Source organism: Candidatus Rickettsiella viridis (assembly GCF_003966755.1).
In the GTDB taxonomy this organism is placed as follows: Bacteria; Pseudomonadota; Gammaproteobacteria; order Diplorickettsiales; family Diplorickettsiaceae; genus Rickettsiella_B; species Rickettsiella_B viridis.
On the sequence record NZ_AP018005.1, the window covers coordinates 1,408,805 to 1,434,336 of the forward strand.

Annotated in this window: 15 protein-coding genes; 9 read left to right on the plus strand and 6 right to left on the minus strand. The window is 37.4% G+C overall.

The genetic code is table 11. The features are described from left to right. Window positions 1-186: 186 nt before the first annotated feature. Both DMP02_RS06370 and DMP02_RS06375 read right to left on the minus strand, forming a co-directional pair. Window positions 187-477 (minus strand): hypothetical protein, encoded by a 291-nt coding sequence (locus DMP02_RS06370; RefSeq protein WP_126323306.1) that lies wholly within the window; start codon window positions 475-477, stop codon window positions 187-189. 107 nt (window positions 478-584) lie between these two features. After that, window positions 585-2,813 carry a hypothetical protein gene (locus tag DMP02_RS06375; protein WP_126323307.1) on the minus strand — a complete coding sequence of 743 codons (2,229 nt, stop codon included), beginning with the start codon at window positions 2,811-2,813 and terminating at the stop codon, window positions 585-587. A 560-nt stretch (window positions 2,814-3,373) separates the two neighbouring features. Between DMP02_RS06375 and DMP02_RS06380 the strand changes: the two genes are divergently transcribed. The 3 genes from DMP02_RS06380 (at window position 3,374) to DMP02_RS06390 (ending at window position 13,884) form a co-directional block, all read left to right on the plus strand. After that, a complete protein-coding gene (locus DMP02_RS06380; protein ID WP_126323308.1) occupies window positions 3,374-8,824 on the plus strand; it encodes an ankyrin repeat domain-containing protein in 5,451 nt (1,816 codons plus the stop codon). A gap of 187 nt (window positions 8,825-9,011) precedes the next feature. Continuing rightward, entirely contained in the window at window positions 9,012-12,224 is a 3,213-nt protein-coding gene (locus DMP02_RS06385) for a hypothetical protein (protein ID WP_126323309.1), read from the plus strand. Continuing rightward, window positions 12,211-13,884: a hypothetical protein gene (locus tag DMP02_RS06390; protein WP_126323310.1), complete on the plus strand. Its 1,674-nt coding sequence runs from the start codon at window positions 12,211-12,213 to the stop codon at window positions 13,882-13,884. Before DMP02_RS06385 ends, DMP02_RS06390 begins: the two co-directional genes overlap by 14 nt. A 304-nt stretch (window positions 13,885-14,188) precedes the next feature. Here DMP02_RS06390 and phrB read toward each other — a convergent pair whose 3' ends face one another. Further along, on the minus strand, window positions 14,189-15,604 hold the full coding sequence (gene phrB, locus DMP02_RS06395; protein ID WP_126323311.1) for a deoxyribodipyrimidine photo-lyase: 1,416 nt from the start codon (window positions 15,602-15,604) through the stop codon (window positions 14,189-14,191). Between the two features lie 129 nt (window positions 15,605-15,733). Here phrB and DMP02_RS06400 point away from each other — a divergent pair, with 129 nt between their 5' ends. Further along, complete coding sequence (locus DMP02_RS06400) at window positions 15,734-16,396, plus strand: HAD family hydrolase (protein WP_126323312.1); 663 nt, start codon at window positions 15,734-15,736, stop codon at window positions 16,394-16,396. Here the strand turns inward: DMP02_RS06400 and DMP02_RS06405 are convergent. After that, window positions 16,383-17,036, minus strand: a complete 654-nt coding sequence (locus DMP02_RS06405) for a riboflavin synthase subunit alpha (RefSeq protein WP_126323313.1) — start codon at window positions 17,034-17,036, stop codon at window positions 16,383-16,385. The two genes, DMP02_RS06400 and DMP02_RS06405, sit on opposite strands and share 14 nt — an antisense overlap. A 2-nt stretch (window positions 17,037-17,038) precedes the next feature. Next, window positions 17,039-18,307: a lipid IV(A) 3-deoxy-D-manno-octulosonic acid transferase gene (gene waaA / locus DMP02_RS06410; protein ID WP_126323314.1), complete on the minus strand. Its 1,269-nt coding sequence runs from the start codon at window positions 18,305-18,307 to the stop codon at window positions 17,039-17,041. A gap of 117 nt (window positions 18,308-18,424) precedes the next feature. Between waaA and djlA the strand changes: the two genes are divergently transcribed. Genes djlA through DMP02_RS06435 form a run of 5 tightly spaced genes read left to right on the plus strand, consistent with a single transcriptional unit; the run spans window position 18,425 to window position 24,264 of the window. Next, window positions 18,425-19,255: a co-chaperone DjlA gene (djlA, locus tag DMP02_RS06415; RefSeq protein ID WP_126323315.1), complete on the plus strand. Its 831-nt coding sequence runs from the start codon at window positions 18,425-18,427 to the stop codon at window positions 19,253-19,255. Continuing rightward, complete coding sequence (rpe, locus tag DMP02_RS06420) at window positions 19,255-19,938, plus strand: ribulose-phosphate 3-epimerase (RefSeq protein WP_126323316.1); 684 nt, start codon at window positions 19,255-19,257, stop codon at window positions 19,936-19,938. Before djlA ends, rpe begins: the two co-directional genes overlap by 1 nt. Before the next feature lies 1 nt (window position 19,939). Continuing rightward, entirely contained in the window at window positions 19,940-20,332 is a 393-nt protein-coding gene (locus tag DMP02_RS06425; protein WP_126323317.1) for a hypothetical protein, read from the plus strand. Between the two features lie 38 nt (window positions 20,333-20,370). Then, a complete protein-coding gene (locus DMP02_RS06430; RefSeq protein ID WP_232019636.1) occupies window positions 20,371-22,959 on the plus strand; it encodes an LPS-assembly protein LptD in 2,589 nt (862 codons plus the stop codon). Between the two features lie 9 nt (window positions 22,960-22,968). After that, window positions 22,969-24,264, plus strand: coding sequence for a peptidylprolyl isomerase (locus DMP02_RS06435; protein ID WP_126323318.1), 1,296 nt, complete (start codon window positions 22,969-22,971; stop codon window positions 24,262-24,264). Between the two features lie 29 nt (window positions 24,265-24,293). Here DMP02_RS06435 and DMP02_RS06440 read toward each other — a convergent pair whose 3' ends face one another. Continuing rightward, window positions 24,294-25,103 (minus strand): hypothetical protein, encoded by an 810-nt coding sequence (locus DMP02_RS06440; protein WP_126323319.1) that lies wholly within the window; start codon window positions 25,101-25,103, stop codon window positions 24,294-24,296. Window positions 25,104-25,532 lie beyond the last annotated feature (429 nt).

The following is a 25,532-nucleotide window of genomic DNA, read 5'->3' on the forward strand; positions in this document are numbered from 1 at the left end:
GATCCTGCCGCATTCGGCACCCTGTATTGCTAAATCGCAACATAGGGAACCCGCCTACGCGTCACCCGTCGGATAGCTTGCTAATACAGACGAAAAAGTATAGCAAGATCATGACGATGAATTCAAACGGTAGCACTTGAAAATAATTAAGCACATTTTCAAGTGCCATAGGTATACTCCCAACTTTTAGTGGGCTTTTAGCAGAGATAAAGTAGAATAACTCTTAGCACGCTCCTTTATTTGTTTATAGTTTTTGTTATGTTCCTGTATATAACGTAAATGCTTAACGTCGCTACCCGTTTTTGCTGAATACCATTTATTTTTAATAAATAATTCTTTTAACTTTTCAAGCAAACGTGGTTTTTCTTGGCGGCGTGCCTCTAATATTTCTTCATTTTTTATAAAGCTTGCATTAATCATTTCATAAGCCTTATACGCCGTAGCATGTGCTTTAGGATCCACTAACCATTGTTCCAAAACTTAATATAATTCTATGCGGTTAATTTACCCCCTCATATGGGGGAGACCCCTCAACTGCGGCATAAGAGAATAACGTATAGGCTAGCTCCTTGTTATTTGAGATTTTATGTTGCTAGGTAGGCAGATTCTGAGTTGTTGCTATTCTCGATGGCTGTTTGAATTGTTTTATCTAATGTAGCAAGCTTTTTAGCTGAATTTGTATTGTTAAAAAATAAAAATTTCCCGGATATACCTTTATGAATTAATCCTGCCGCTACATAAAAAATGCCTAACCCCAGGATAGCTAGGGCTAAATTACCTAATACTTGTTTCCAGCCACGATGTTTTTCTAATTCTGGTTTAGCGGTTTGAATGGCTTGGAAACACTGTTCCCTAAAAGTCTGCGTGCTAATCTTTTTTTTATCAAAATCTTCAGCACTATTTTTTATTTTAGTATATAAAGTTTCTGCACAAACCGCAGCTTGATGATAACCCCGTTTTTCTAATTCATCTGCTTTCTTTTTAATAACTTTGAGTTGTATAAAAAGACAATCAAGGGAAGCATTAGAAACTTCTACTAATAGATCATTGGATAATAGTTCCAATATTTCCGTTGTGTGCGGGTCCTCCCTTTGTAAGATTTCTCTTCTCTGAGGTCGGAAATTTCTATAAAAATCCCCTAAGCAATTTTTAGGTAAGACGCGAATAAGATTTGAATGATTATTTTCTTGTATAATTGCGGCTAATTTATCCTCATATGCTATATAAATCTTATCTTTGATATCTTCAGAGACACAATAAGATAAAAGCGTATAAAAACCATTTTTTTCCCTAATAAGATTCTCCGTTATTCCACTTTCTATTAGAAGTAGAATAAGTTTATCTCGCCGATCAGCGGTCAGTTGATTCGCTAGCACACAAACATCATTAACTTTTGGCTTAATAATTTTAGGCAACACTTTTGTTAAGTGAGTATAAAAAATTTTATCCTGAAAGTTATCCAAGGGTAATCGTTTTAATATAGCACCTAAAATATCTTTGTCTTGAATAATAGCTGATATCTTTTCTTCACTATTGAGCCAAGTAGCTAATTTTTTTGTGGGGATAGCATTAATGAATCTCAAAATTGAATTTTTGTTATTAATTATTAAAAACGATAGGGCGGTATTTTCTAGATTTTCTTGAATAGCGTTGTAAGCAGCTAATTTAGTAACATCACTTAGTTCTGATATAATAGGTAATATTTTTTTCCATGTGTCAATAGTTAAATTTTTAAAATCCTCCTTTTCGTGTACGAGAAAAATTTTATAGGGATTCTTTTCTGAGTCTATGTCTACTATCGCGGCATCTTCTTTTTGCGCTTTCTCGGTGTAATAAGACAATGCGGGGAAAATTCCTTGCTTTGAAGTAGCAGAATAAATGGCTTTCTCTTCTTCGACGCTAAGTTGTATGTCGTTTGTTTGGGATGCGTCTTCTAATTTGGTTTTAATGCTATTAAAATAACCATTTAATTCATCAGAATCGATTGCTATCCTATTTATGTGATATACAGGAGGAGATTTAATTGCATACTCCAATACATCCTTGTCTTTAAGATACAGATAAATAGTTCTATGATAGAAAGTGCGATCTGTTTTCTTAGCTAATTTTATTGTATATTTTTCGTTTTGGTAAAATGAAATAGGAATTTGAATATATTTATTGGGATATTTTCCTTTGAGTGCTCGTTCTAAATCTCGTTTTCTAGCCTGAGCTATTAATTTCGATTCTATCGATTCATCAAAAATAACGATTTGTTTGGATGGGTGGCAAAAATCTCGTTCAAGCCTCACTATTGCTTCATTATGTTCACCACCAACTGCTTCACGTATCAAGCTTGAAAAAGAAGTACAAATAACGTTGTTACTAATGTTGGTACGGTCAATAGACATTTGAGCCGCTTTTTCACTGTCAAAATCGTAAGGTCTTTCAAATGTAGACTGATCACGGGTATAAATTCTCTGTGGTTTAACGTTATTAACACTAACCCGAATGCCTACCTCTCCCCTGCCAAATACTGAACCAGGTCTATAGAATCGTTTTGGGTTAGCATAAGTCGTTGCAGTTGGTTTTGTAAATAATGCTTTTTCTTCTGGACTCAATGCAGGTACCCTATGTGCTTTATCCGTTGGTACAACCTCATGGTTACTGTCCCTTAATCGAACGGTATAACCGGCTCTGCTATTTTGTTTTCTATATGGCTGCTGCTGCTCATGACCGGAACTCAAAAGTCCTTCTACAAAATATCCCCAACGCCCCTCCATATTAGCAATATTTTTAAAGATAAATTCTTCCCTTAAGTCGTAGTCTTGCATTTTTAGCTACCTTTACAGAAAAAATTCGAATATATAATTATCTTTTAAAGATATAATAACGAATTATTCTTAAAGATATATTAAGGTTGCTAAATAAAATTTGTGAGCCATTTGCTGTTATTAGTTTAAGGGAGTTCATTAAATTCTATTATCCTGCGAAGGGAATTGTAGACGATTATTAACAGCATGTATTTCAATTTTTATAAAACCCAATTTTTTATAGATGGGGATCGCTTTTCGATTAATAGCGATTACCAACGGTCGATGGTGGTATTTTGGCAGGTTCAGCTGCCTCACCAAAAAGTGATTAGTTTTGCACAAGCTTTTAATCTCGCTTTAAAAACTCGCAACAACGCCATCCTACGCCTTTACTTTTAGTCTTGGATAATATTCATTTTAAATATAATTTAATAAATTTATCGTTTCACGTTTTTCTTTTATTAATTAATTTTCCTTTTCAAGTACGAGCAGTATATAAATTATTTATTTAAATAATAATCATGTTATTATTCTGATAATAAGATGTAGGAAATAGATTTAGTACAATAACAGGAGGTACTATGCCTTTAAAAGTATTAGATAGAAGGAAACGTTTTGCTGCCAATAATATTGAGATCGCCAAGCTGTTTACAGCGATACGTGAACATGGCACAGGGATGCCACCAAAGGACAAAATAAAAAAAATTATAAATTTACTCCGGCAAATCAGTAATATTAATGATGTTGATAGTAATGATTTTAATAATACCCCTTTACATGTTGCTGCACAAAAAGGCCACAAAGCGATAGTTGAGCTGCTTATAAAAAAAAATGCCGGTGTAACGATTAGAAATACACAGGGAAAAACAGCTATTGATTTAGCGAATGAGTTAGCTCTCACACACCTTGATAAGCCAGCCATTCTGCAGTTGTTGCAGCGTATAAACCCACCTTTAAGTTTAAGCCATCTCAATAGGCAATCAGCGGTAAAGACTGAAACCCATGCCGCCGGCGGCTTAAAACACAGTTTACATGGTGCTCTCTATCAGCTCAAATTACATATGCTTTTTTTAAAACGCGGTTTGGAATTCGGTTATTCCTTTCGTTTAGCAGTTGAATGGGATGCAGCTGAAAAATTTGATGATCTTGTTTTTCAATACATGGATAGCAATAAGAAAAAATATCGTTTTTTACAGGCTAAACATAAATTGGATGAAACTAAAAAGATTGGTATCGGAGATTTACTGACTAAAGAAAAAAATGGTGAGTTTAATCTGGAAAAATATTTTGTTTCTTACTTAAAAATTACAAATAATCCAGCATTTAATGGTGAATTTGAGGATTTTATTATTTGTACCAACAGCAATCTCGATTTAGATCGGTCCGTAACAGGTCAAGTAAAATTTAAGCCGATGAGTAGCGGAAAAAACAAAGGAAAACAAATATTGGTGAATAAAATAACAGATCCAGATGCATTTTTTATAGATGGCGGATCAAGATATAAGCTGCAGATAAGCGATGAATTGATTGCGCATTTGGAGAATAGTCAAGAAGTTATTAAGGAAATACAGGGGAAAAAAGTAGATTTAAAAGCAGAGATAAATGAATTTTTAGATAAACTCGTATTGGCCGTAAATCAGCCTAATGAAAAAACATTATCTCAAATCATCACACGAAAGCTAGGTGAGCAGTTTAACTTGATCGATGCTGATTTCATTTATGATCATTTTGAGAAAGAATTATTAGCTTGGATGAAAGAAAAAGGAAAAGAAGGTGCTGAAGGTACATTTTTTACGCTGCAGCAAGGAAATGACTTTTTCAGCTTTGTTAATGAGAAAATCGCTAAATTAAAGATATCGGGTCCGACAGCGATATATAATAAAAAACTAAAAGATTTCGGTGTGGTATTTAATGATAATAGCCTACAAGACATTAATAACTTTCTTCGGCAAGATAATAAGCAGATTTTAAATGTGCTTGCTTCAGGAGAAACTCGATTAAGTGCGATTAAAGTGAATCAAGCCGTTTCTAATCAGCCTTTATATCACCGAGACGATAGCTATATTTTTGTGCCATTAAATAAATTATTGTATTTGCAGCAAACGGTATTAAATGCCTTTCAATCGTCAACGACTGGGAATTTGCTAATTGTTATATGCAAAAATGGCATTGACAATCTATCCGATCTTTATGCAAACCTAAAAACAATTATCAAGGAAAATACCAATAAAAAATTGATTCTGATTACAGAAGGGCGTCATTATTTAACAGATAATTTTATAGCTGGTACAGAACTAACGGGTAAAGTTCAAGAAATTAGTGAGCAATTTTCTAGTTTTTCTGAACTGACAACTGAATCGCAAACACAACTATTAAAACGTTCCGTTAATTTTCAAGGAAGTGTCATTTCATTAAGCGCTGTGGTGGGTACGCAAGAATCGCTTATTGATGGAAAATTACTTGCCCAATTAGTGGACAACGGTGCCGAAATTTTAATAGGTCCTTCTATTCCGCAACTCAGTGAAGAGGAAAAAACTTGTTTTCTAGAACGTACCTTTAGCCAGGTGGAAAAGGAGGGTCGTTTTGTTGAAATCGCTGATAAAGTAGCAGTGATAGTCGGACGTGCGGGTATGGAAAAATCGATTGTTTTGACGTATTTAGCTAATCGGGAAAAAGAAACGTATCCACATCGGTGGGTAATCAAGCTTGATTTAAAGCAGTATAACGTCGCATTGAGCAAGGAAAATTTTGATCATTATAGTTTGGAAAAGGCTATTGACTTTTTAATAAGGCCAATGGATTTAAATTATTTTGATAAAGCATTACTTAAAAAAGGTTTTTATGAGACGAATAGGGTTAGCCTTTTTTTTGATAGATTTGAAAGTATAAGTGCTCATCAGGATAAAATGATTCAACTGCTGAAGCTTTTAAACCGTGATCACCTAGCAAAATTATGGATAACGACACGTCCTTACATTTATCAGAAATTAGAACGGGCGTTATCCGTATCCGCCTATAAACTAAACCCATTATTACCTGATGAACCAAAAGAATTTTTAAAAAAATTTTTCGAGTATAAGTTAAGCGACGCAAATACCCAGCGTTTGACTTTAAGTGTCAATAAATTCTACGAGGCTTTAGTTGAGAAACTTTCCATGGCTGAAAAAATACTATCAGTTCCTCATCAGTTAAAAATAGCGGCGGAAGCCTTGCAAACCAAATTTAAGGAATTTTATAACCATCCACAAACTAAATTTTTATTACCGAATGATTATGACTTACTTGATTTATATGAAGAATATTTTAAAACTAAGTTTGATGTTTATTCCAAGGATATAGAACAGACGATCAGGCCAAGTGAAAAGCTACAATTTAGTGAATTTATTAAAAAACGCACCTACTTAGCTTTTTATACCTTATTTGGTAGCGAAAAATTAGAATTTTTTTATCCTGGAAAAATGGATGACGTAACTCAACTCATTAGAACTATGGAGAACGGTGGCGGTTATGTGGGCGTGGTTGATAACATCATCAATGGTACACCCCAGTTTAGCGATCGTTCTTTTGCTGAATATCTGGCGGCCAAGGCCCTGGTGCTGTTTATTCATAAAAATATCAACCATATTACTGCTTCGCAACGTCAGTTTTTACAGAAAGCTATTTACGATCCGAATAGCGAGCACTTAAGGAATTTTTTTAATTGTGTTCTAACTAAAGATTCAGAGTTGCATCGATTAATTTATCAAGGCGATATCGCAGAAATAAAGCAACGCGTAGCTAATAGACAATTGTATGTTAACACTAAAGATAGTAGTGATAGGTCTGCGCTCAGTCTAGCTGCAAGCGCTGGTGAGGATGAAATAGTCGAATTTCTACTTGCACAGGGTGCATCGGTTTTTCAAGTTGATAAGGTCTTTCAATGGACACCCTTAGCTTTTGCTGATGCCACTTATGGTAATGGCCATAATCGACTTGCTTCTTTAAAAATAATAGATAATTTATTGGAATATGGTAGTGATAAAAAGCATTTACATTCTATCAGAGATTTCTTTTATGACACGGCTAATCGTTTCGATTATGAAAGTGCAGCAGAGTTACTAAGAGAGATCGTTCAAGCGGGACATATGGATTTATTACACGCTTCATTAAAATTCTTTGATGACGCCATGTTAAACCACCATAAAGAAGAATATAGCGAGTTTATTTCTGGAAAATTACTAGCAGATTATGATAAAAATGAAAATACACTGTTACATTATGCCAGTGATGGTGGTTATGAAACGATTGTTTTCTATTTGCTAGAAAAAGGCTCCGATCCGACTATCAAAAACAAATATGGCAAATCGTCCATCGATTTGGTCATCGAAAAATTAAATCAAGTGTCTAATGAAGAACAAAAACAAGCTTATAAAAATATTATAAATAAGCAATTAGATACACTTTATTCCCAAATTGCCGTTTTTTACCAGCAAAGTATTTTTCTTCTTGATTTGGATAGCAGGCCAGACCAAAAAATGCAGTATTATCAGCAACTATTAGCGGATGTATTTATCCAGCTTGATGAGCAACAAATTAAGCAACAAATTAAGAGGTTATGTCGAAAAAGTGTTAAAAGCACAAGCTTGAGTGATTTACAGAAAAAAGTTTATGGAGACATAGCGGTTAAGCTAATAAAAATATCCAGTTCATCAATTAGGGAAAATATAAGACAATGGTTGCTGTCAAAAATTAGTAGCAAACAAACTAGTGAGTTTTCTCAGCAACTTCAGGCCTATGAAAGACTTGTTGCTGAGATAAATATAAATGACGAACCTTCCGCTAAGAGACGCCGTGTAGAAAGGTTGATGCGCTCCCAAAACAGTTTTAATAAGTTCACACGCTTGGTAAAAAGATTCTTTCCCAGTGAAGTGTCTTTGTTCAAAGCACTGAGTCAAGCGGAATTGCTACATGCAGATGTGTTTAGAAAACAGCATTTAAAAACGGCGGGGCATTGTTTACAGCTAACCTATGGCTTTTCTGAGCTTATCTTACGCGGCGAAGAAGCACGCTATGCCAATAATTTACAAACTTTGTCTGAATTAGAAGAACGTATTATTCATCGTCTACCGTTAAGCCGGCGTGAAGAACAAGAGCGAGCTGAGTTTTTAGTCGCACTTCAGCAGTTTGAAACCCAGGACAGATTACCTTCTTGGAGAAAAGAATCAACAAGTTCTGTGAAGTTGGAAGCTTTGATTAATTCGATTGCAGCAATTGAGAAGGATTTTGCTATTCATCTCAGCTTGAAGGGTGGTAATAAAAATCCTGGACATATGTTAGCTATCTATCGCAGAGGCCAGATCTATACTTATTTTGATAGTAATATCGGCTATCTGAGCCAGATTCATGATCAGAGAAATTTTCTGAATTTTGTTCAAGCAAGTATGCGAACCGTCTATGATATAAAACCGCAGCAGACGTTGCTAATGGAACATTATTCTCCGTTAACCGTATTACAAGCAACCCCCTTGAGTCAGCCTTTCATCAGTGAGCGTACTCGACTTTCTCTGCAGGATCAGCAAGGAAAACTGCAGCTAAACGGCCAAGCAATCAGTCGTATACAGCTCTATGATTTGCAATTGAACTACCATGAAGCGGGTAATTTAAATCTACCAGGTCGTTTAATAGATGCTGAAACAATTCCTAACTTAGAAAGCTGGAACCGTCTTAAGCAAGAAAATAAGTTGACTATTTCAACAAGTGCAAGTTTAGAAAATTTAAAGTATTGCTTGAAATCAAAAAGTTTACCTCAGGGTGAGATAGCCATTATGAATGCCATTCATTGGTACGGCGGTACGGCTGATCAGCAACATAAATTCACTGATCTGCTCGCCTTTGCGAATCAGCTGTCACATCAACCATTGACCGATTTACACCATTATGAATTAGACAAGCAATTGGTATCAGCGGGTGAAAAGCATTTAAGGGAAATGAAGCAGAAAAATCCATTGAAAAAAAAATTTACTGAATGCTGGCGGACAACTACTTTTTGCTAAATCCTTTTATGATATTTATCAAACAGAAAATGGATTTGATCTTTTTTTAGGTTATGCTGGACTAGGTTATTCGTTTGCTTCACAAGCGATTGAAAAAGGGCTTATAAAAGGGACATCTAAACTATTAGTAAATTTAGGTAAACAGCCTATTATTCAGGCAGGTCGTGTTACTACCAAGCTAAGATTGGTGCGGGGCACAGCCGGTGTAATCACCGGCGTTTTTGATATTGTTGATCTTGGATTGTCTATTCAGCAGCTTTTAAACGCTGAAAAAGGTACAAAACAATGGCGGGATGCTATAGCGGGCGTCACTATTTCGACTGTGTCGCTGGCTTCTGGTGTGGTTTTAGTAGTAGTGGCGGCACCACCGGGTGTTAACATAGCTGTCGCTTTGACTATTATTACTGCCAGTATGGTTTATCAAGGATTTAGTACACTGGAAGAATATAAAGCATATAGATTAACCATTGATGAAGGATTTCGTTTATTTTGGCATAGTGCAGTATCGATATCACCACCTGATGATATTGAACACCTAACGCTTCAAATAGATAAAATCAATGAATTAGCGAAAGAATATGAACGCTTTTTAGATAGGCTACCTAAGGAAATTTTTGCCATTGGTTTCGGTACGGGCGATATCGTTAGCCATAAAAAAGTAACTGAAGCGGATACCGATAGTACGTGTACACCACCACCTGCATGTAGTAGCAGAATAGGTAACTGTCGGAAGGATAATCGACCAGAACGTTGTTTTGAAAAAGTAGAGTGGTGGGTTTCTAATGAGCCTACACGCGCAACGATTTCTTTACATAAAAAATTTCCTGTTCTCTCTTTATTATCTAGAATGGAGGACATTAAAGATAAAAGTCGCTATCTACCCTCTTCTATTTCCAGCCTATTATTGGGTTTTCCAGATATTGAACCGCCTATTGAATCACTTTATGAGTGTAATAATTCTTTTGTTCTAGGAAATAGCACGCGTATCCAACAAATGAAAAGGCTAAATGATAAGGGTGTTATATTATTAGATTTAAGTTTAATTAGTGCGGGTAAAATACAGGGAAGTCCCGATCACGATACTATTTTTAATATTTACTCAGGTAATGCCACACTGGTGGGTGGTTATAAAATAAATCGTTACAACTTATTAAATGCCACGTTTATAGGCCGTTTAGAGGGAAATGTTGATAGTGTCGATATAGTAGATGCGAGTGGTTTGAGCGGTACGCATCAAACACTTTTTTATAGTGATGAAAGACTACGAATAAAAGAGTATTCAGATAACGATATAACAAGCTTTCGTAAAAATCCCAGGCTATTTATAGAGAATTATTTGTCGATAAAGACAAAACAGATAAATAAAATAGTAGGTCGTTCAGGTCAGCCTGATTATTTCGATTGTTATGGGGATAGTGCTGAGCGTAGCGAGCCTATTTTATTTAATAGTTTGGGTGGAACGGCTGAAACACCGGACGAGATTAGCTGCCAACGGGCTATTTTATCAGGTTATACTAATGTACAGATCAAGGATGATGTATTTTTTAATGTCGATACAAAGCCCAATTATCGTATCAATTTCAATCAAACAGGTCTTATTAACATTGATATAGGCCAGCGTCATTTTCCTGTTTCACTTGCAGTCGATGCGATCTCATTAATAATGCAGAGTGCATTATACTATTTTTTCAATGAAAACTATTTAAAAATAGAATCGCTTATAGCTTCGGGACAATTTCTCACTATTAAACTACAGAATTATTGGAATACAGCAAGTAATGCAAGTAACTATATTTTTGCTGATGAAATCGGTAGTTATCAGATTAATCCGCTATTATCTGAGCCGTCTAGGGAAGAGCAGCCGTTGTTTAGCAGCGATTTTGTTTTAATGGGGAAGATCAATACTCCTCTTTTTAGAACAAATCAACTCGTGACATATTTCAATATCACTTCAGCTAACAATACGCTATTAAGCTTTTTAGAACTTTACCCAGACCTCGATGGGAATAATGCGCTTATATGTATAGGTAGTCAGGAAGCGGATATGATTCCTTTGCTTGACGAGAAGATTGATTTTACATTGGGCGGAGAGGGCGAAGATATTTATTTGGCTCGGAAACAACAGATTTTTCCAATTGAACGAAAAAACACAACACATCCTTTAATCATTATTAATAACGACTCTCAAGATAAAGCACTGGATTTGCTCTTATTGCCTGATACGATAGCAACTATTCACTTAACTCGACAGAATGGAAGCTTACTGATTAAGGATAATAGCTTAGAGAAAGCGTTTCTTGTTAAAGATTACTTTGTAAATAAAAACCATCAGCATTTGGCTTTACAAGATATTTATGGAAATTTATGGATGCCTTATCAAGAAAATGGCTTAGTATCTGGTATTCCTTATTACCGGGCAGTTAAACAAAAAATATTTACTTTAGATGCGGCATTCATCGCACATTATCCTAAAATAGCGATAGAAAGCAGTGATCTTGAAAGTTGGATTTATTATCATGATACCCGTGATTTATTACTGGTAGATGCTAATCGGCAGGAAGAAGGCCTGGCGTTACGTATAAAAGATTTCTATACGGATTCATTAATTAAACTACAATTAAGCTTATTAGCGGTTGAAAATGGTACTTTTATAACAGATACCATGGCGGGAAATAAGTCGATTAAAAGCCATTCTGTTAACGAAAAAGCTAAATTAGCAGTGAATCAACTCACTGTGATGCAGCTGTTAGCAGAAGAACGTATTGAACATTACGTTTATCGTTTTACGGATTTACCTAAACTAATTTATTCGCGCCCATCTGCCAATGAAACCTCTGGCGAGCAAAAATACGTGATCGTACAATTGGATGATATAGCACTACATCATGTGAATGTATCAGTGTTATCTAATCATCTACAGTTGAACCTTTATACAACAAATGAAAAAAATAGTCATATTACTGCTTTATATTGGGATAATCCTTTACATAGAATAAATGAACTCATCATAGACGGTGTGGATATTCAGGGTTTAGAGAAATTTGAGTTAACCGAAATTCAGCATATAGAAAAGGCTATCTATCATGCGCTCTTTAGGGAATTAGTAGCAAGGCAACAAAAAAAAATCAATTTATCTATAGAAATGATAGAGGATTTAAAATTTTTGCTTATTTTACAAGCTCAAGCTGAAAAATCAGCTACAGTGAATTTTTATAAACACTTAGATTTTGCAACGCAAGCGGATTTGAATCAGTTTATTCAGATTTATAAAAATACTTATAGGGACGATGCCACTATCTTACGGCGTTTAGGACAATTGTTTGCAGGTGAATCTGGCGTCAAACAAACGGCTTATTTACTTTGGCATAATAGCAAAAGTCAGTGCAATGGATGTGTCTGAAATAGGCTTAATAGACTTAAAAGCCTATTTTCCACTTATTAATGCAGAAGAAATCGCTTTTTTGTTTCAAGCAGTACGCGTGACAAATAAACTGCCATTGGGATTAATAGAGTCTTTACAACACCGTATTGACAATAAGAAAGTTAATATTCTCAATCAAATTATACGCCAGTTAATGAATTGGCAAAAAGAAAATCAGCGTTTAATCTCTACACCTGGAGTAGAGCAAAATGGACATAGTTTACCTGCCCAGTATCAATCACACAGACTAACTGCAGAAACTAATGCAGTCATGCAGCCTCTTCCCAGCCAAGCAGGAGATCATTCACCTAGCTTATTACCCTGGACATCGATCGGTTTAGCCATAGGTGGGGGGGCTCTTATAGCAGGGGGGATAGGTTTATTTATTATCAGACGGATAAGGGCCCCTAGGCAGCCCAGGATAGGTCTGGAGGAAGTAGCAGCGATGGGTGCGTTATTAGCGGGTGTGCGTCAAGCGCGCGCTGAAGTGCTGAATAATACTTTTGAAAAAGGGGCGTGTCAGCAGCTAGCCAATCATTGGGCAGGTCTGTGTATAGATAACGCCAAGGATGCTGCGTTGGTGTGGTGGAAAAAACGACAGAGTATTGATTGGGTCACCCTATCGGGTCAGGCGGATCATCCTATTCATGATGCCACGGTGCTAACAGTAAACGATGGCAATATAACGATTCAATATGCATCGGGCGATAACCAACCTCTAGTTTTACAGAATCTACCGGCGGAGCTAAATGAAAAGTTTGACCAGCTGGTTCGTACACTATCATCAAACAAAGCACGTTGGCAGTTTACTGAGCGGCAGTGGGCATGGTTTCAGCATCAGCTGTGTCAAACATTTGGCTATATGTTGGGAAGTCATGCGTTACTACATACGCATTGTGGCGATATCTTACAGAAACTAGGATTAAGGATTGACTGGCGAATGCAGGAAGAAAGTCGATTAGTGCAGAGTTGGTTAATGGCATTCAGTCATTTATTCGTACCATCAATTTTTCCTACTTCAGCGATCTCTAGTGTCGGTGCCGCCTTACTGGAGACAGGACTAGTTCATCATGAAACACAGAGTAAGCTGACGTGTTTATTCGGTCGGTATACACCCCAGGCCAAAGGTATTGTGCATGTATTGACAAATTTTCTACAGTTTGGCTGCAATTTGTGGATGCTGGTTAGCAGCGTATTACCGTTTATCTTACGGAAATCACCTGAGTTAGCGATGATCTTAAGCTGGAGTCTACGTTTAGCCTACAGTTATTATAGTCAAGCGGATTGGTCCGGATTTTATTATTGTGTGGGCTTGTTGGTATTACCACAATTGCCGATTGTGCTTGAGATAATAGGTATTCCAGCGACACGCTATCTGGATAAACTAGTAAACGCACTGAGTCAGTTATTTTTAATGGAGAGTTTAGTCCATGCGATAGCGCTGGAGACAGATAATAACCGTGTTGTACAAAGCGAACAAACCTGGAAAGAGACAAATGTGCGTGTAGCTCAAGGTAAGCAACGTGTACAACGGTGGTGTTCTGCAGCGAGTCTTTTTTTCGGAGTTGCTACGACTACAGCCAGTAATGATGAGCAAAATGATGAGCAATTTGTAGACATACCCCTTCACACATTGTAAAACTCCCATTTACGTGCCCGTTTTCAAATAGAGTTTTTCATTATTTTGTTCTGATTTGGTGAGGTGTTTTAAATGCTAATGCCTCATGTGGTCTGGTATGATTATAAGGTTATCCACATGAGTGGGATTCCTCAAAAAATCCTAGCGATGGTGGATAACCTTATACCTTTTATTCTTTACACTACTTACTACTTCCCCTTCCATTTACCTTAATGCCCAGTAAATTAAGATAAAAAGTATATGACTTATACTCAACTCTAATTATAGAGTTCTGTATAGCTTATTTAATTAGTATTAATATAGCTTAAAGCATCTTAAATGCTTTAATTGCTGCTCGCCTCGAAACATTAAGATCGATAATCCGTTTTGGATATTTACAGCGCTTTGCTAAATCTGGCGCACGGCCATAAGGATCATGAATAGCATGTGTATCAAACGCTTTTAATTCAGGACAATATTTTTTAATAAAGTCGCCTTTCGGATCGAAGCGCTCACTTTGCCTTATAGGATTAAAAACACGAAAATATGGCGCCGCATCCGTACCAGTTGAAGCACTCCATTGCCATCCACCATTATTTGCAGCTAAGTCACCATCAATTAGATGGCTTATAAAATAATCCTCACCTAAACGCCAATCAAAAAATAAATTTTTAGTGAAGAACATCGCCACTATCATACGTAAACGATTATGCATCCAACCTGTTTGATTCAATTGTCGCATTGCTGCATCAATAATTGGATAACCCGTCTTTCCATTTTTCCAAGCTAACATTTGCTTGCTATTAAACCGCCATGGTAATTTCTCAGTTTTTAATTGAAACGGTTTATGCATGGAAAGTCTAGGAAAAGCACACAATAGGTGTTTATAAAACTCACGCCAAATTAATTCAGTCATCCAAGTAATTGCACCTTTACTTCCTGTCATTAACTCACCATTGTTTGCAAATATGGCTGACAAAAAACACTCCCTTGCTGATATCATCCCCGCACTTAAATAAGGCGACAATTGACTTGTTGCAAAACAAGCAGGAAAGTCCCGATATTTTTGATAATTAAATAAACTATTTTTTATAAATTGTTTTAGACGACGTCGTGCTTCTTTTTCGCCAGAAGGCCAAATGATTTTGGTAGAAAATCCTATTATATGGCTAGGTACTTCCGTCGACTGAACAATTAGATTTTTATTTTTTTTAGGTAATGGGTTTATTTTTATTTTATTTTCTTGATTCATTAGTTGATAGCACCACGCCTTTCGATAAGGCGTAAAAACAGTAAAATAATTACTTTTTTTCGTCAACACTGTTCCTGGTGCTAAAATAGTTTGATCATGATAACTATTACACTGGATATATTTTTTCTGTAAATAATCACAAATCTGTTTATCCCTACGAAGTTCGTTGAGCTCATATTGCCGATTAAAAAATAAAGTCCCTAAATTATATTTCTTCATATATTCTTGGAATATTTTAGCAATATCAGTTGTTTTATTAACTTGTACAATTACAAGCGGGATATTTCTCTTTTGGAGGGAAGCACTCAACTCTTCTAATCCAGATAACATGAACCGGACTCTACAAGCTGCCATACGGTGCTGCCGCCATAAACCAGCATCAATAACAAAAATACCGACGATGCCATCCGTGCAGCTTTTAGCTGCCTGATAAAGTGCCGTATTATCATGAATACGTATATCTTCTCGAAACCAAACAAGACCTTTCATTAAAATGAATTTACCTCCCTCACTAAATCGCGTTTTCCTTAGCCATAAAATTCATAGTACGCTACAATATTTATATTACTAGCTATTATTAATGCTTTATTTTTAGACGATATTATTCGGCTTTAGACTATGAATAATTATAAACTAATTATCTTTGACTTTGACGGTACACTTTGTGCAACCCACGAAGCAATTCTCTTTTGTATTAAAAAAGCCTATGAAACGCTTGACAAAACTGTCCCCGAGCATGATTTCGCCGATGCAACCATTCGAGAAGGCCTTGGCATGGAAAGCACCCTAAAGGCGCTGAGCCCAAATTTATCAGATGCCGAACTTCAAAAACTACTTGATGCCTACGAAACAATTTATTTAAAAGAAGGGGAACAAAAAAGTGCACCCTTTTCAAAAGCGGATGAGGTATTAGCCGAACTTTATGCTGCAGGTTATATACTCACTGTCGTTAGCAACAAAGCGATTGCCGCTGTTAATACTGCATTAAAGCACTTTGCACTTGAAAAATATATTTCGATAACCGTCGGCGATACTAAAACACTACGTAAAAAGCCTGACCCTATGGCTTATAATGATTTTATTAAAGTAAAATTTCCATTGATAAACCCACGTGAAATATTGATGGTAGGCGATACACCAGCCGATATATTATTCGCACAAAATATTGGCGCTGATTCCTGTTGGGCAGAATATGGCTATGGGGATGCAAAAAGCTGTCGCGCACTCAAGCCCACCTATACCATTAAGCATTTAACCGATATCTTAGCTATTTTACTTTAAGTTGGTTTTCTATTTTTTCCAATCTATGGTAAATATCAGCAAAATGCGATTGTACTGCTTCTACTAAAATCATCGTTTTCATATCGGGCTCTAGATTAACGTGATCGCCAACATTTTTATTGCCAAAATTAGTGACGCGCAATGTTTCAGGAATCAAATAAACCTCAAAACTATTTTCTGCTTTATTCACTACCCCAACCGTTAAACTAGAACCATCCACGGCAATAAAACCTTTGGTTTTAATAAAAGAAAAACATTTATCCGAACATTGTATTGTTAAACACAAATTGTTATTCGTATTTTTTTTTGCAATAATCTCGCCTTTCTCAAACACGTGCCCACTGACTTCATGGCCGCCTATCTCATCATCCAAACCGATACTTCTTTCTACACTCACTTTTTTATTAATAGCAAGTTCACTTAAGGTGGTTTTAGATAAGGTTTCTAACATCGCATCAAAGCCCACCTCAAGTCCATCAATAGAAACGACTGTTTGACACACGCCGTCAATCGCGACGCTTGCACCTTGTTTTAAACCTTTTACCAAGTTTCCATTTAAAATCACGGTGTAATGTAATAACCCTTCTCGTTTAAGCACTGTATTAACGCGAAATAAGCCTTGTGTGATACCAGTAAACATAATTAATTTTCGTGTATGAGATTTTCAATCAGTTTTAGATGTTTTTGCAATGAGCCTTTATTTTCTTCAATAAAATTTTTTGCAGCACTACCCATTTGTTTACGTTTTTGTAGATCAGATAATAGCGTAATAACCTGCTCCTCCAATTCCTTGGCGGTATTAATTTGAATTTCTACACCGCGCTGCTTTAACTGCTCTGTAATCAATGCAAAGTTAAACGTGTAAGGGCCTGTTAGCAAAGCTAATCCCACGGCGGCGGGCTCCAGTGGATTTTGCCCACCTTTCTTTACCAAACTCCCTCCTATGAAAGCAAGATCAGCCGCTGCGTAGAATAAAAGCAATTCTCCCAGTGTATCGCCTACAAAAATATCTGTGGTAGCAGAACAAGGTTTATTCTCACTACGCTTTATTACCTGGTAACCATGGCTTTGATAAAAGTTCTTTAAACGATCCGCGCGATCAATATGCCGAGGTACTGAAACTAACAACACATTAGCCAATTTTTTTCTTAGCTGCGAAAAAGCTTCTAATATCTGCTCTTCTTCACCCTCATGGGTACTCGCTGCTATCCAAACCAGTCGATCGTTTCCCCAATGTTCGCGCAATGCTTGAGCTTGTTCATTGAGTTGCGGCGGAAGCTCCAAATCAAATTTGATACTACCCGTCACATGGACTCGCTCTCGTGGTAATCCCAAATCAACAAACCGATCCGCATCCGCCTGTGTCGCCGCAATCACCTTACTAATACCTCTTAACATCGCTTGCATCAGAGGCAAAATAAGGCGGTAACGTCTTGCTGATCGCGCTGATAAACGGGCATTAGCCAGCACCACAGGCAGCTGGTTCTGATGTGCTGCTACTAACAAATTAGGCCACAATTCTGTTTCCATTAAAATGAGCAAACGCGGTTTGAGTGTTTTAAAAAATCTTTTTAAAACACAGGGAAGATCATAAGGAAAATAAAGCTGTGTAACGCGACTTCCTAGTCCCGCATGAATACAGTTTACCCCACCAATCGTCTCATTCGTCACAATCACAGGGATATTGGGATAACGCTGCTGTAACCCTTTGATCAGAGGAATAGCCGCCATTGACTCCCCAACGGATACGGCATGCAACCAAATCCCCTGTTGCGGTACTGGGCGTAATCCTATACTTAAGCGTTCATGCCAAAATTTAAGTGCGACGGGATTTTTACGACTTTTTACCCATAAACGCAATAAGATAAAAGGCAGCAATAAATAGAAGATTATTGTATATAAGTATCGCATGCCTAAAAAAATTATACATTAATGCGAAAAATCCTCTCAGTCTATCGCCTCGCCGACTTTATGGCAACATAATATCCTGTTAGTCTTAAGCAAAATTTTATAAATCAGGTTTTCAATATGAATATATGGGGTAAGCTCATCGGGGGGTTTTTTGGGTTTTTACTTGCTGGCCCATTCGGACTCATACTCGGTGTTTTCATTGGGCATCTATTTGATCGGGGACTTTCTAGAAATCAGGGCTGGACTTTTTCCTCCATCAATCCTTCGGTTGCACAACAGGTTTTCTTTGACAGCACATTTTCGGTCATGGGGCATATCGCTAAATTAGATGGACGTGTGTCAGAAGCTGAAATTCAAGCGGCACGTGCCATTATGACTCGGCTAGGTTTAACGGAAACCATGCGCAAAAAAGCCATTGACTTATTTAATCAAGGCAAACAGCGCTCTTTTGATTTAGAGAAAACCTTAAAGCACCTTGTCCAAACCTGTCATAGAAACAAAGTATTACTGAAGCTGTTTGTGGAAATACAAATGCAAAGCGCATTGGCCGAACAACCTATCAGTCGTGACAAACAGAAAGTATTACAAAAAATTTATCAATATTTAGGCTTTACTCCCATTAACTTTAGTTTCTTCGAGCATATATTCAATTTTGAACAAGCCTTTAGGCAGCAGTCTAGCCAGCAACAGCAAAAAGGGCACTACCAACACCAATCATCTCACTCCCGACATCAGCTGAATCTGCGCGATGCCTATGCTATCTTAGGGATTCCTGAAAGTGCTTCACCAGCGGAAATTAAAAAAGCTTATCGTAAGTTAATGAGCCAGCATCATCCTGATAAACTTGTATCAAAAGGACTCCCGGAAGAAATGATAAAAATTGCAACCGAGAAAACCCAAAACATTAAGGCCGCTTATGAACGCATCTGCGCGGCGAAGGGGATATAATGTATCCGTGTAAAGAGTATGTGATTTCGGCTTCCATTTTATCTGCTGATATGGGTCACTTAGCTAAAGAAGCCAACGCTGTATTAAAGGCAGGGGCCAATTGGCTACATGTTGATGTCATGGATAATCATTATGTACCCAACCTCACTTTTGGACCGATGGTTTGTGAGGCATTACATAAGCACCTTCCGCATGCTTTTTTAGATGTACACCTGATGGTAGAACCAATCGATGCATTGATCCGTGGTTTTGCTAAAGCAGGTGCCAAACAAATCAGTTTTCATCCCGAAGCAAGCAATGATGTCACTAAAAATCTACAACAAATTCATGTGTTAGGATGTAACGCAGGATTAGCTATCAACCCAAAAACCGATTTAAACTACTTAAATGCTGTTTGGGATCAGCTGGATTTTATACTGATGATGTCTGTCAATCCTGGATTTGCTGCGCAACCCTTTATACCTGAGGTTTTAGATAAAATAACTACTGTTAAACAGCTTATTCAAGAAAAAAACCTAAACATCCGTTTAGGCGTCGATGGCGGTATAAAAGAAAATAATATTGCGACCGTTGCAAATGCGGGCGCTAACACATTTATATTAGGCTCCGCTATTTTTAATTCAGCTGATTATTCAGAAACACTCCATAAACTTCGGCACGCTTTAACAAGCAAGGAAAAATAACATGCGCTCATCACTTTTTATTTCATGCATTTTATGTTTTTTATTAAGCGCCTGTGCTTCGTCTACCGCTTATCAGCAACAAATACAGCACTGGCGAGGAAAGAATATTCAAACACTACGACAACAGTGGGGACAACCGGAAGCAGTCGTAAAACTTGCCAATGGCCATAGACTTTATCAATATATGCGCAAAAGCTTTTCTAGTATTCCTGATGCTAAGCGCCAACCTTTACACACGAATGACACGCTCTTTAAAAGTTATGAAGAACCTTGGCTCAGCAATATAACGATGGTGCGTTACTGCCGTACGACGTTTGAAACTAATAAGCATGGCACTATCATTAATATCAGCTTTAATGGCAATAACTGCCTTGCTTATCGATTTATTCGGTAATAATTTTTAATCATGAAACTAAGTATAAAGACTGCGCTGTGAAACGTAATGAATATAACGGCAACACACGGAATAGCGTAAGCGACAAATCGGTAATTTCCTTACGCGCTATTGCTTGTCTATTCATTGCGGGCGGCCTTATAACGCCAGTCAGTGCAGCAACTGCCGAAAGCACATCCGTTGCACATGAGCTCGGCTGGATACCGGATAAGCTAAGTATTTGTAGAGGCTCCTACCTGGATCCTCTGCACGCTTACGCTAAAATGTCTTTAGCCAACTTTGATCAAGCTTTTACTCATATTGATGCGGCACAATCTCATTTTTCATTTGAGGGCACTTCCACTTTAAGTGGGCATGTTGTTATTACACAACCAGGACGCGTTCTGTATGCGGATAAAGTCTATTTTTATCGTGATCCTGTCTCCGGTAAAATTACTAATATGGATTTACGTGGTGAAATTAAGATCCACGAACCTAATCTATTAATAAAAGCTAAAAAGGCACATTTAGATATTGATAAACAATCCGGTTCAATCACGGATATTATTTATCGCATTTTATTGCGTAGCAGCACTATCTTATTCGGCACAAATGAAAAAATGCCTATTAATGCTTGGGGAACCGCAAGCAATGCAGAACAAAATTATCCGGGCCTGATTACCTTATATGATGCAAATTATACCACCTGCGCACCAACCAATCCTGTTTGGCAATTATCTGCGAAAAAAATAATATTAAATCGGGATACGGGACGAGGTAAAGCCTATAACACCTGGTTAGATTTTAAAGGAACTCCTATTTTTTATAGTCCTTATATTGGGTTTCCCATTGATGATCGTCGCCAATCCGGTTTTTTATTTCCCAATCTGAACAACACCACACAATCCGGTATTGGCATTGGATTTCCTTATTATTGGAATATTACAACAAATTACGATTTCTTATTTACACCGACATTTTTAACTAAACGCGGAATACAATTAAATGGGGAATTGCGTTATCTCACGCGTAAAAGCGAAGGAAGAATAACAGCGACTTATCTTCCCCATGATCGTGCTGCCACTAAACTTGCAGATCAAATTCCTTTTCTTTACCCGAATACGAATCCGCTTATTTTTCCTCGTGACAATCGACGTTCACTCACTTGGCAAGAACAACGCCAATGGTCACCTCGATGGTCCAGCTTTGTTGATTTTAATTGGGTGGGAGATGATTATTATGTAGAAGATTTTAGCAATCCAAACACTATTGCTATTAATCAGCTCGCTCAACACGCTGAGATAAATTATTCAGGGGATATCTGGAATTTCACAACACGTTTAATGCGCTACCAAACACTTCATCCTTTGAACCAAGCACCGGTTAATAATCCTTATAACAGCCTGCCCGAAATCGATTTAAGTAGTAGCACACAGTCATTTCATGGATTTAATTATCAATTGAGCAATCAACTCAATTATTTTCAAGCGTTAAACAATCCTGGTGAATTAGTTCCACCGCCGCAAGCATTACGCCTGAATATTCAACCTTCTATCAGCTATCCTATTCTAGATAAAAGTTATTACATCATTCCTCGCATACAACTAAGCTTAACGCATTACAACATTCGTAACCAAGTGCCGGGATATAAAAGTGCGATTCAACGCACAACACCGTTATTTAGCATTGATAGTGGTTTATATTTTGATCGTCAATTTGATTGGGGTACTCACGCTTATCAACAAACCTTAGAGCCTCGCCTCTTTTATTTGTATGTGCCCTATCGCGATCAAAATAATATTCCTATTTTTGATAGCGCGCTCATCCCTTTTAGTTATGATAACCTTTTTTTGACGAATCGATTCAGTGGCTATGATCGAATCGGGGATGCAAACCAAATTAGTTTTGCTCTAACCACTCGACTGCTCGATCAAACGACTGGAGCAGAAAAACTCAGAGCAAGTATTGGTGAAATCTATTACTTTGAAAACAGACGTGTGGGTTTGTGTAGCCCGCTACAAAATCAACTGAGCACGGCAGGAACATTGTGTGCTAATCCCTTTGTCGTAGGCGCGACCTCACCCACAGCCGAGTTTTCGCCCCTTGCCGGCCAGCTTAATTACAACCTCAGCTCAAAGTGGAGTACAACGGCCGATATCGCCTGGGATCCTTCCAGTCATGAGATTATTAATGCAGCGGCTAATGTACAATATCACCCTTACCCAAACCAGCTCTTTAACATTAACTACGGACGTATTCGTTTTGGTGATGTGTTGCTAACAAATCCTCCCACACCACCTAACAGCTCACAAAATGATTTCAATCGGCTTGGCTTCTCTTTTGCGACGCCACTTAAAAATCAGTGGAGTACTGTAGGAGGATGGAACTATAATTTCAGCCATAATTATTCACAAAGCTTTTTCTATGGACTTCAGTACGATAGTTGTTGCTGGGCATTTCGTGCCGTCGCAGGTCGTACTTTTTATGCTTTAAATCAAAATAGTGACCCTATTTTTAACAATGTTATTTACTTCCAATGGCAGTTCAAAGGCTTGAGTACCATAGGTATCAGTGATATAACCAGCTTTTTGACAAGTAATATTCCTGGCTATACGGATAACTTCCAGTCTAGTGCCAATCTTTTATAGTAGTGAACTATGCATCATTTTAAAAAATTTGTTTCTCTTGTTATTTTATTAAGCAGCTTGCTTGTTTCAATGGCTAGTGCCGCTGAAACCCTGGATCGTATTGTTGCCGTCGTTAATACACACGTTATCACGCAGCAACAGCTTAACGAGCAAATAGAATTAGCACGCCAACAAGCACAAGCCGAAAATAAGCCTATCCCTACTGCCGCCAGTTTTCGCACGGAAGTTCTTAATCATATGATCGATACTGAATTACAGCGTCAATTAGCTGAAACGGCCGGTATGAAAGTGGATGAGGCGGGTTTAGATAAAACAATCGCAAGCATTGCCCAGCGTAATGGTCTCACTGTTGGAGAATTACGTAGTCGACTCGAGCAAGAAAATATACCTTACGCAAAGTATCGACAAAAAATACGTGAACAATTAATTACGGCTCGTTTACAACAAGATGAAGTGGGCCAAAAAATTACTGTGACCCCACAAGAAATAACCGATGCGCTTGCACATATGCCAAAACCTAATTCAGGAAATGCCGCTTATCATATTGAAGATCTGCTAGTACCACTTCCAAATAATCCATCATCAAACGTTTTAGCCACGACCAAACAAGCAGCTTTATCTCTGTTGCAACAAGCAAAAAGTGGCCGCTCTTTCCAACAACTGGTGGAACAACCACAAAATGCATCATTATCCCTATCTGGCGGTGATCTAGGCTGGCGCCCCCTGAATGAATTACCAGATATCTTTCAATCATCGGTACAGTCATTAAAACCAGGCGAAATAGCAGGTCCTATTCAAGCACAAAATGGCTTTCATCTCATTCGTTTGTTAGAGAGCCGTGGAAGCTCAGCAACTGCACCTCGTACCGTCACATCTACACACGTGCGACATATTTTAATTAAAACTTCTCCGTTGGTTAGTAATAAGCAAGCCGAACAACGCCTGAGAGAAATCCGTGCTGAAATTTTACGTGGTGGTAACTTTGCTGACCTGGCAAAAAAATATTCACAAGATCCTGGATCTGCTGTCAAAGGCGGTGATCTAGGCTGGACACTGCCCGGTACATTTGATCCAACCTTTGAAACACAAGAAAACAAACTACCGCTTAATCAGCTTAGTTTACCTTTTCAAACTCAATTCGGTTGGCATTTGATACAGGTCTTAGGCCGCGAACAAAAACTACAAACCACCGAGTCACTCACGCGCGAACAAGCGGCACAATGGGTTTATCAGAAAAAATTTCAACAAGCCTTACAAAACTGGTTACGACAATTACGTCGTCAATCGTACGTAAAAATCATGTAATGTTTGCCAGATTTAATACTCGTAGCTTATTAGAAAAGCAACCTTGCACTACTACACATTTTGACAACATCCTTTATTTCGCCGCTAAAACTACTCAAAGCTGAAATTAAAGAATCAACGTGTGATTTAAAGAATGAAGAAGTTTTCCCAATAAGAGTATTTTCAATGCGATTATCCGCCAATGGCGTAGCAAAAGAAGATCCTAAGTGATCTGAGGCTAGTTCTGTATCCTCTTTTGTTTTGGGAAGAAATGGTCCCCAATCATCGCTATACAGCTTATCTGTAAAAATTAAAGCATTTTCATCTTCTTCTTTTATTTTCACCCAATCATCCTGAGGTTCAAATGTGCATTTACTATATGCTTCATATATATCTGAAAGCATTTCATACGTCCTCTGTGTTCGAAGGGACCTATACCAATGAGGCTGATATAAATTAGGTCCTTTGCTCTTTTTAGTAACGAGATCACGGATCTCATTTATTTTATTAATTAACTCCGTCAATTCACTCTTATCTAAGATGCTATCAATATCAGCTAAACATTTTCGCACTCTCTGCAATCCATCCGGGCATTTAACCGGTCTAAAAAATAAATCCTTCCCCTCTTTATCCCAACCGGTAGAATTAACAATTCGTTTGGTTCTTCGTAACAAAATTTTAGCAAAATAAATTTTGTCTAATGAATTGCTATCTTTATCCAAGCTAATAACTTGTCCATTCTTTAAAGTTGAGTAAGTTTCGTAACATTTATAAGAAACCCAAGCAGCTACGGCAAGAACATAGACACCACCTTTAAAAAGGCCTGATTGAGCAGAAATATCGAAGCTATCATTATCCACCGTATTTCCCGCGTACACAGATTCCTTTTTTTTTGCCTTCCCTAACAACATACCCATCAAAAATTCTGTACCCGAATGATGTTTTCTGACTTCTGCATAGTATTTATAGTTCTCCTGGGTTACACAACCCCATTTGTATAGCGTGTTTAGTAATGCAAAACAAAAATCATTACGGGCTAGGCGTTTTTCTAAATTATGTTCGATTTTTTTTTCTATTTTCCTAGTTAAAAACGAAGCTATTCGGTCCATAAGTGGAAGAATAGTTTTTTTAAAAAGAAAACTGAAAAACTCCGTTATATAGTACGATATGCTACTATAGCTACGGGGAGAGTTGTGCTCTGGCATGTTGAATCACGATATTCTTTGAATTATAAGTTGACTGTAGATGATACCGTGGTTACATTAAAAAATTCTTAAACCCCTTAGAAT

Bases quoted from the DNA above. Each gene is read 5' to 3' on its own strand.
- DMP02_RS06390 (WP_126323310.1), top strand. From the start codon at position 12,211: ATGGATGTGTCTGAAATAGGCTTAATAGACTTAAAAGCCTATTTTCCA.
- rpe (WP_126323316.1), top strand. From the start codon at position 19,255: ATGTATCCGTGTAAAGAGTATGTGATTTCGGCTTCCATTTTATCTGCT.
- djlA (WP_126323315.1), top strand. From the start codon at position 18,425: ATGAATATATGGGGTAAGCTCATCGGGGGGTTTTTTGGGTTTTTACTT.
- DMP02_RS06400 (WP_126323312.1), top strand. From the start codon at position 15,734: ATGAATAATTATAAACTAATTATCTTTGACTTTGACGGTACACTTTGT.
- DMP02_RS06380 (WP_126323308.1), top strand. From the start codon at position 3,374: ATGCCTTTAAAAGTATTAGATAGAAGGAAACGTTTTGCTGCCAATAAT.
- DMP02_RS06375 (WP_126323307.1), bottom strand. From the start codon at position 2,813: ATGCAAGACTACGACTTAAGGGAAGAATTTATCTTTAAAAATATTGCT.
- DMP02_RS06405 (WP_126323313.1), bottom strand. From the start codon at position 17,036: ATGTTTACTGGTATCACACAAGGCTTATTTCGCGTTAATACAGTGCTT.
- phrB (WP_126323311.1), bottom strand. From the start codon at position 15,604: ATGAAAGGTCTTGTTTGGTTTCGAGAAGATATACGTATTCATGATAAT.
- DMP02_RS06435 (WP_126323318.1), top strand. From the start codon at position 22,969: ATGCATCATTTTAAAAAATTTGTTTCTCTTGTTATTTTATTAAGCAGC.
- waaA (WP_126323314.1), bottom strand. From the start codon at position 18,307: ATGCGATACTTATATACAATAATCTTCTATTTATTGCTGCCTTTTATC.
- DMP02_RS06425 (WP_126323317.1), top strand. From the start codon at position 19,940: ATGCGCTCATCACTTTTTATTTCATGCATTTTATGTTTTTTATTAAGC.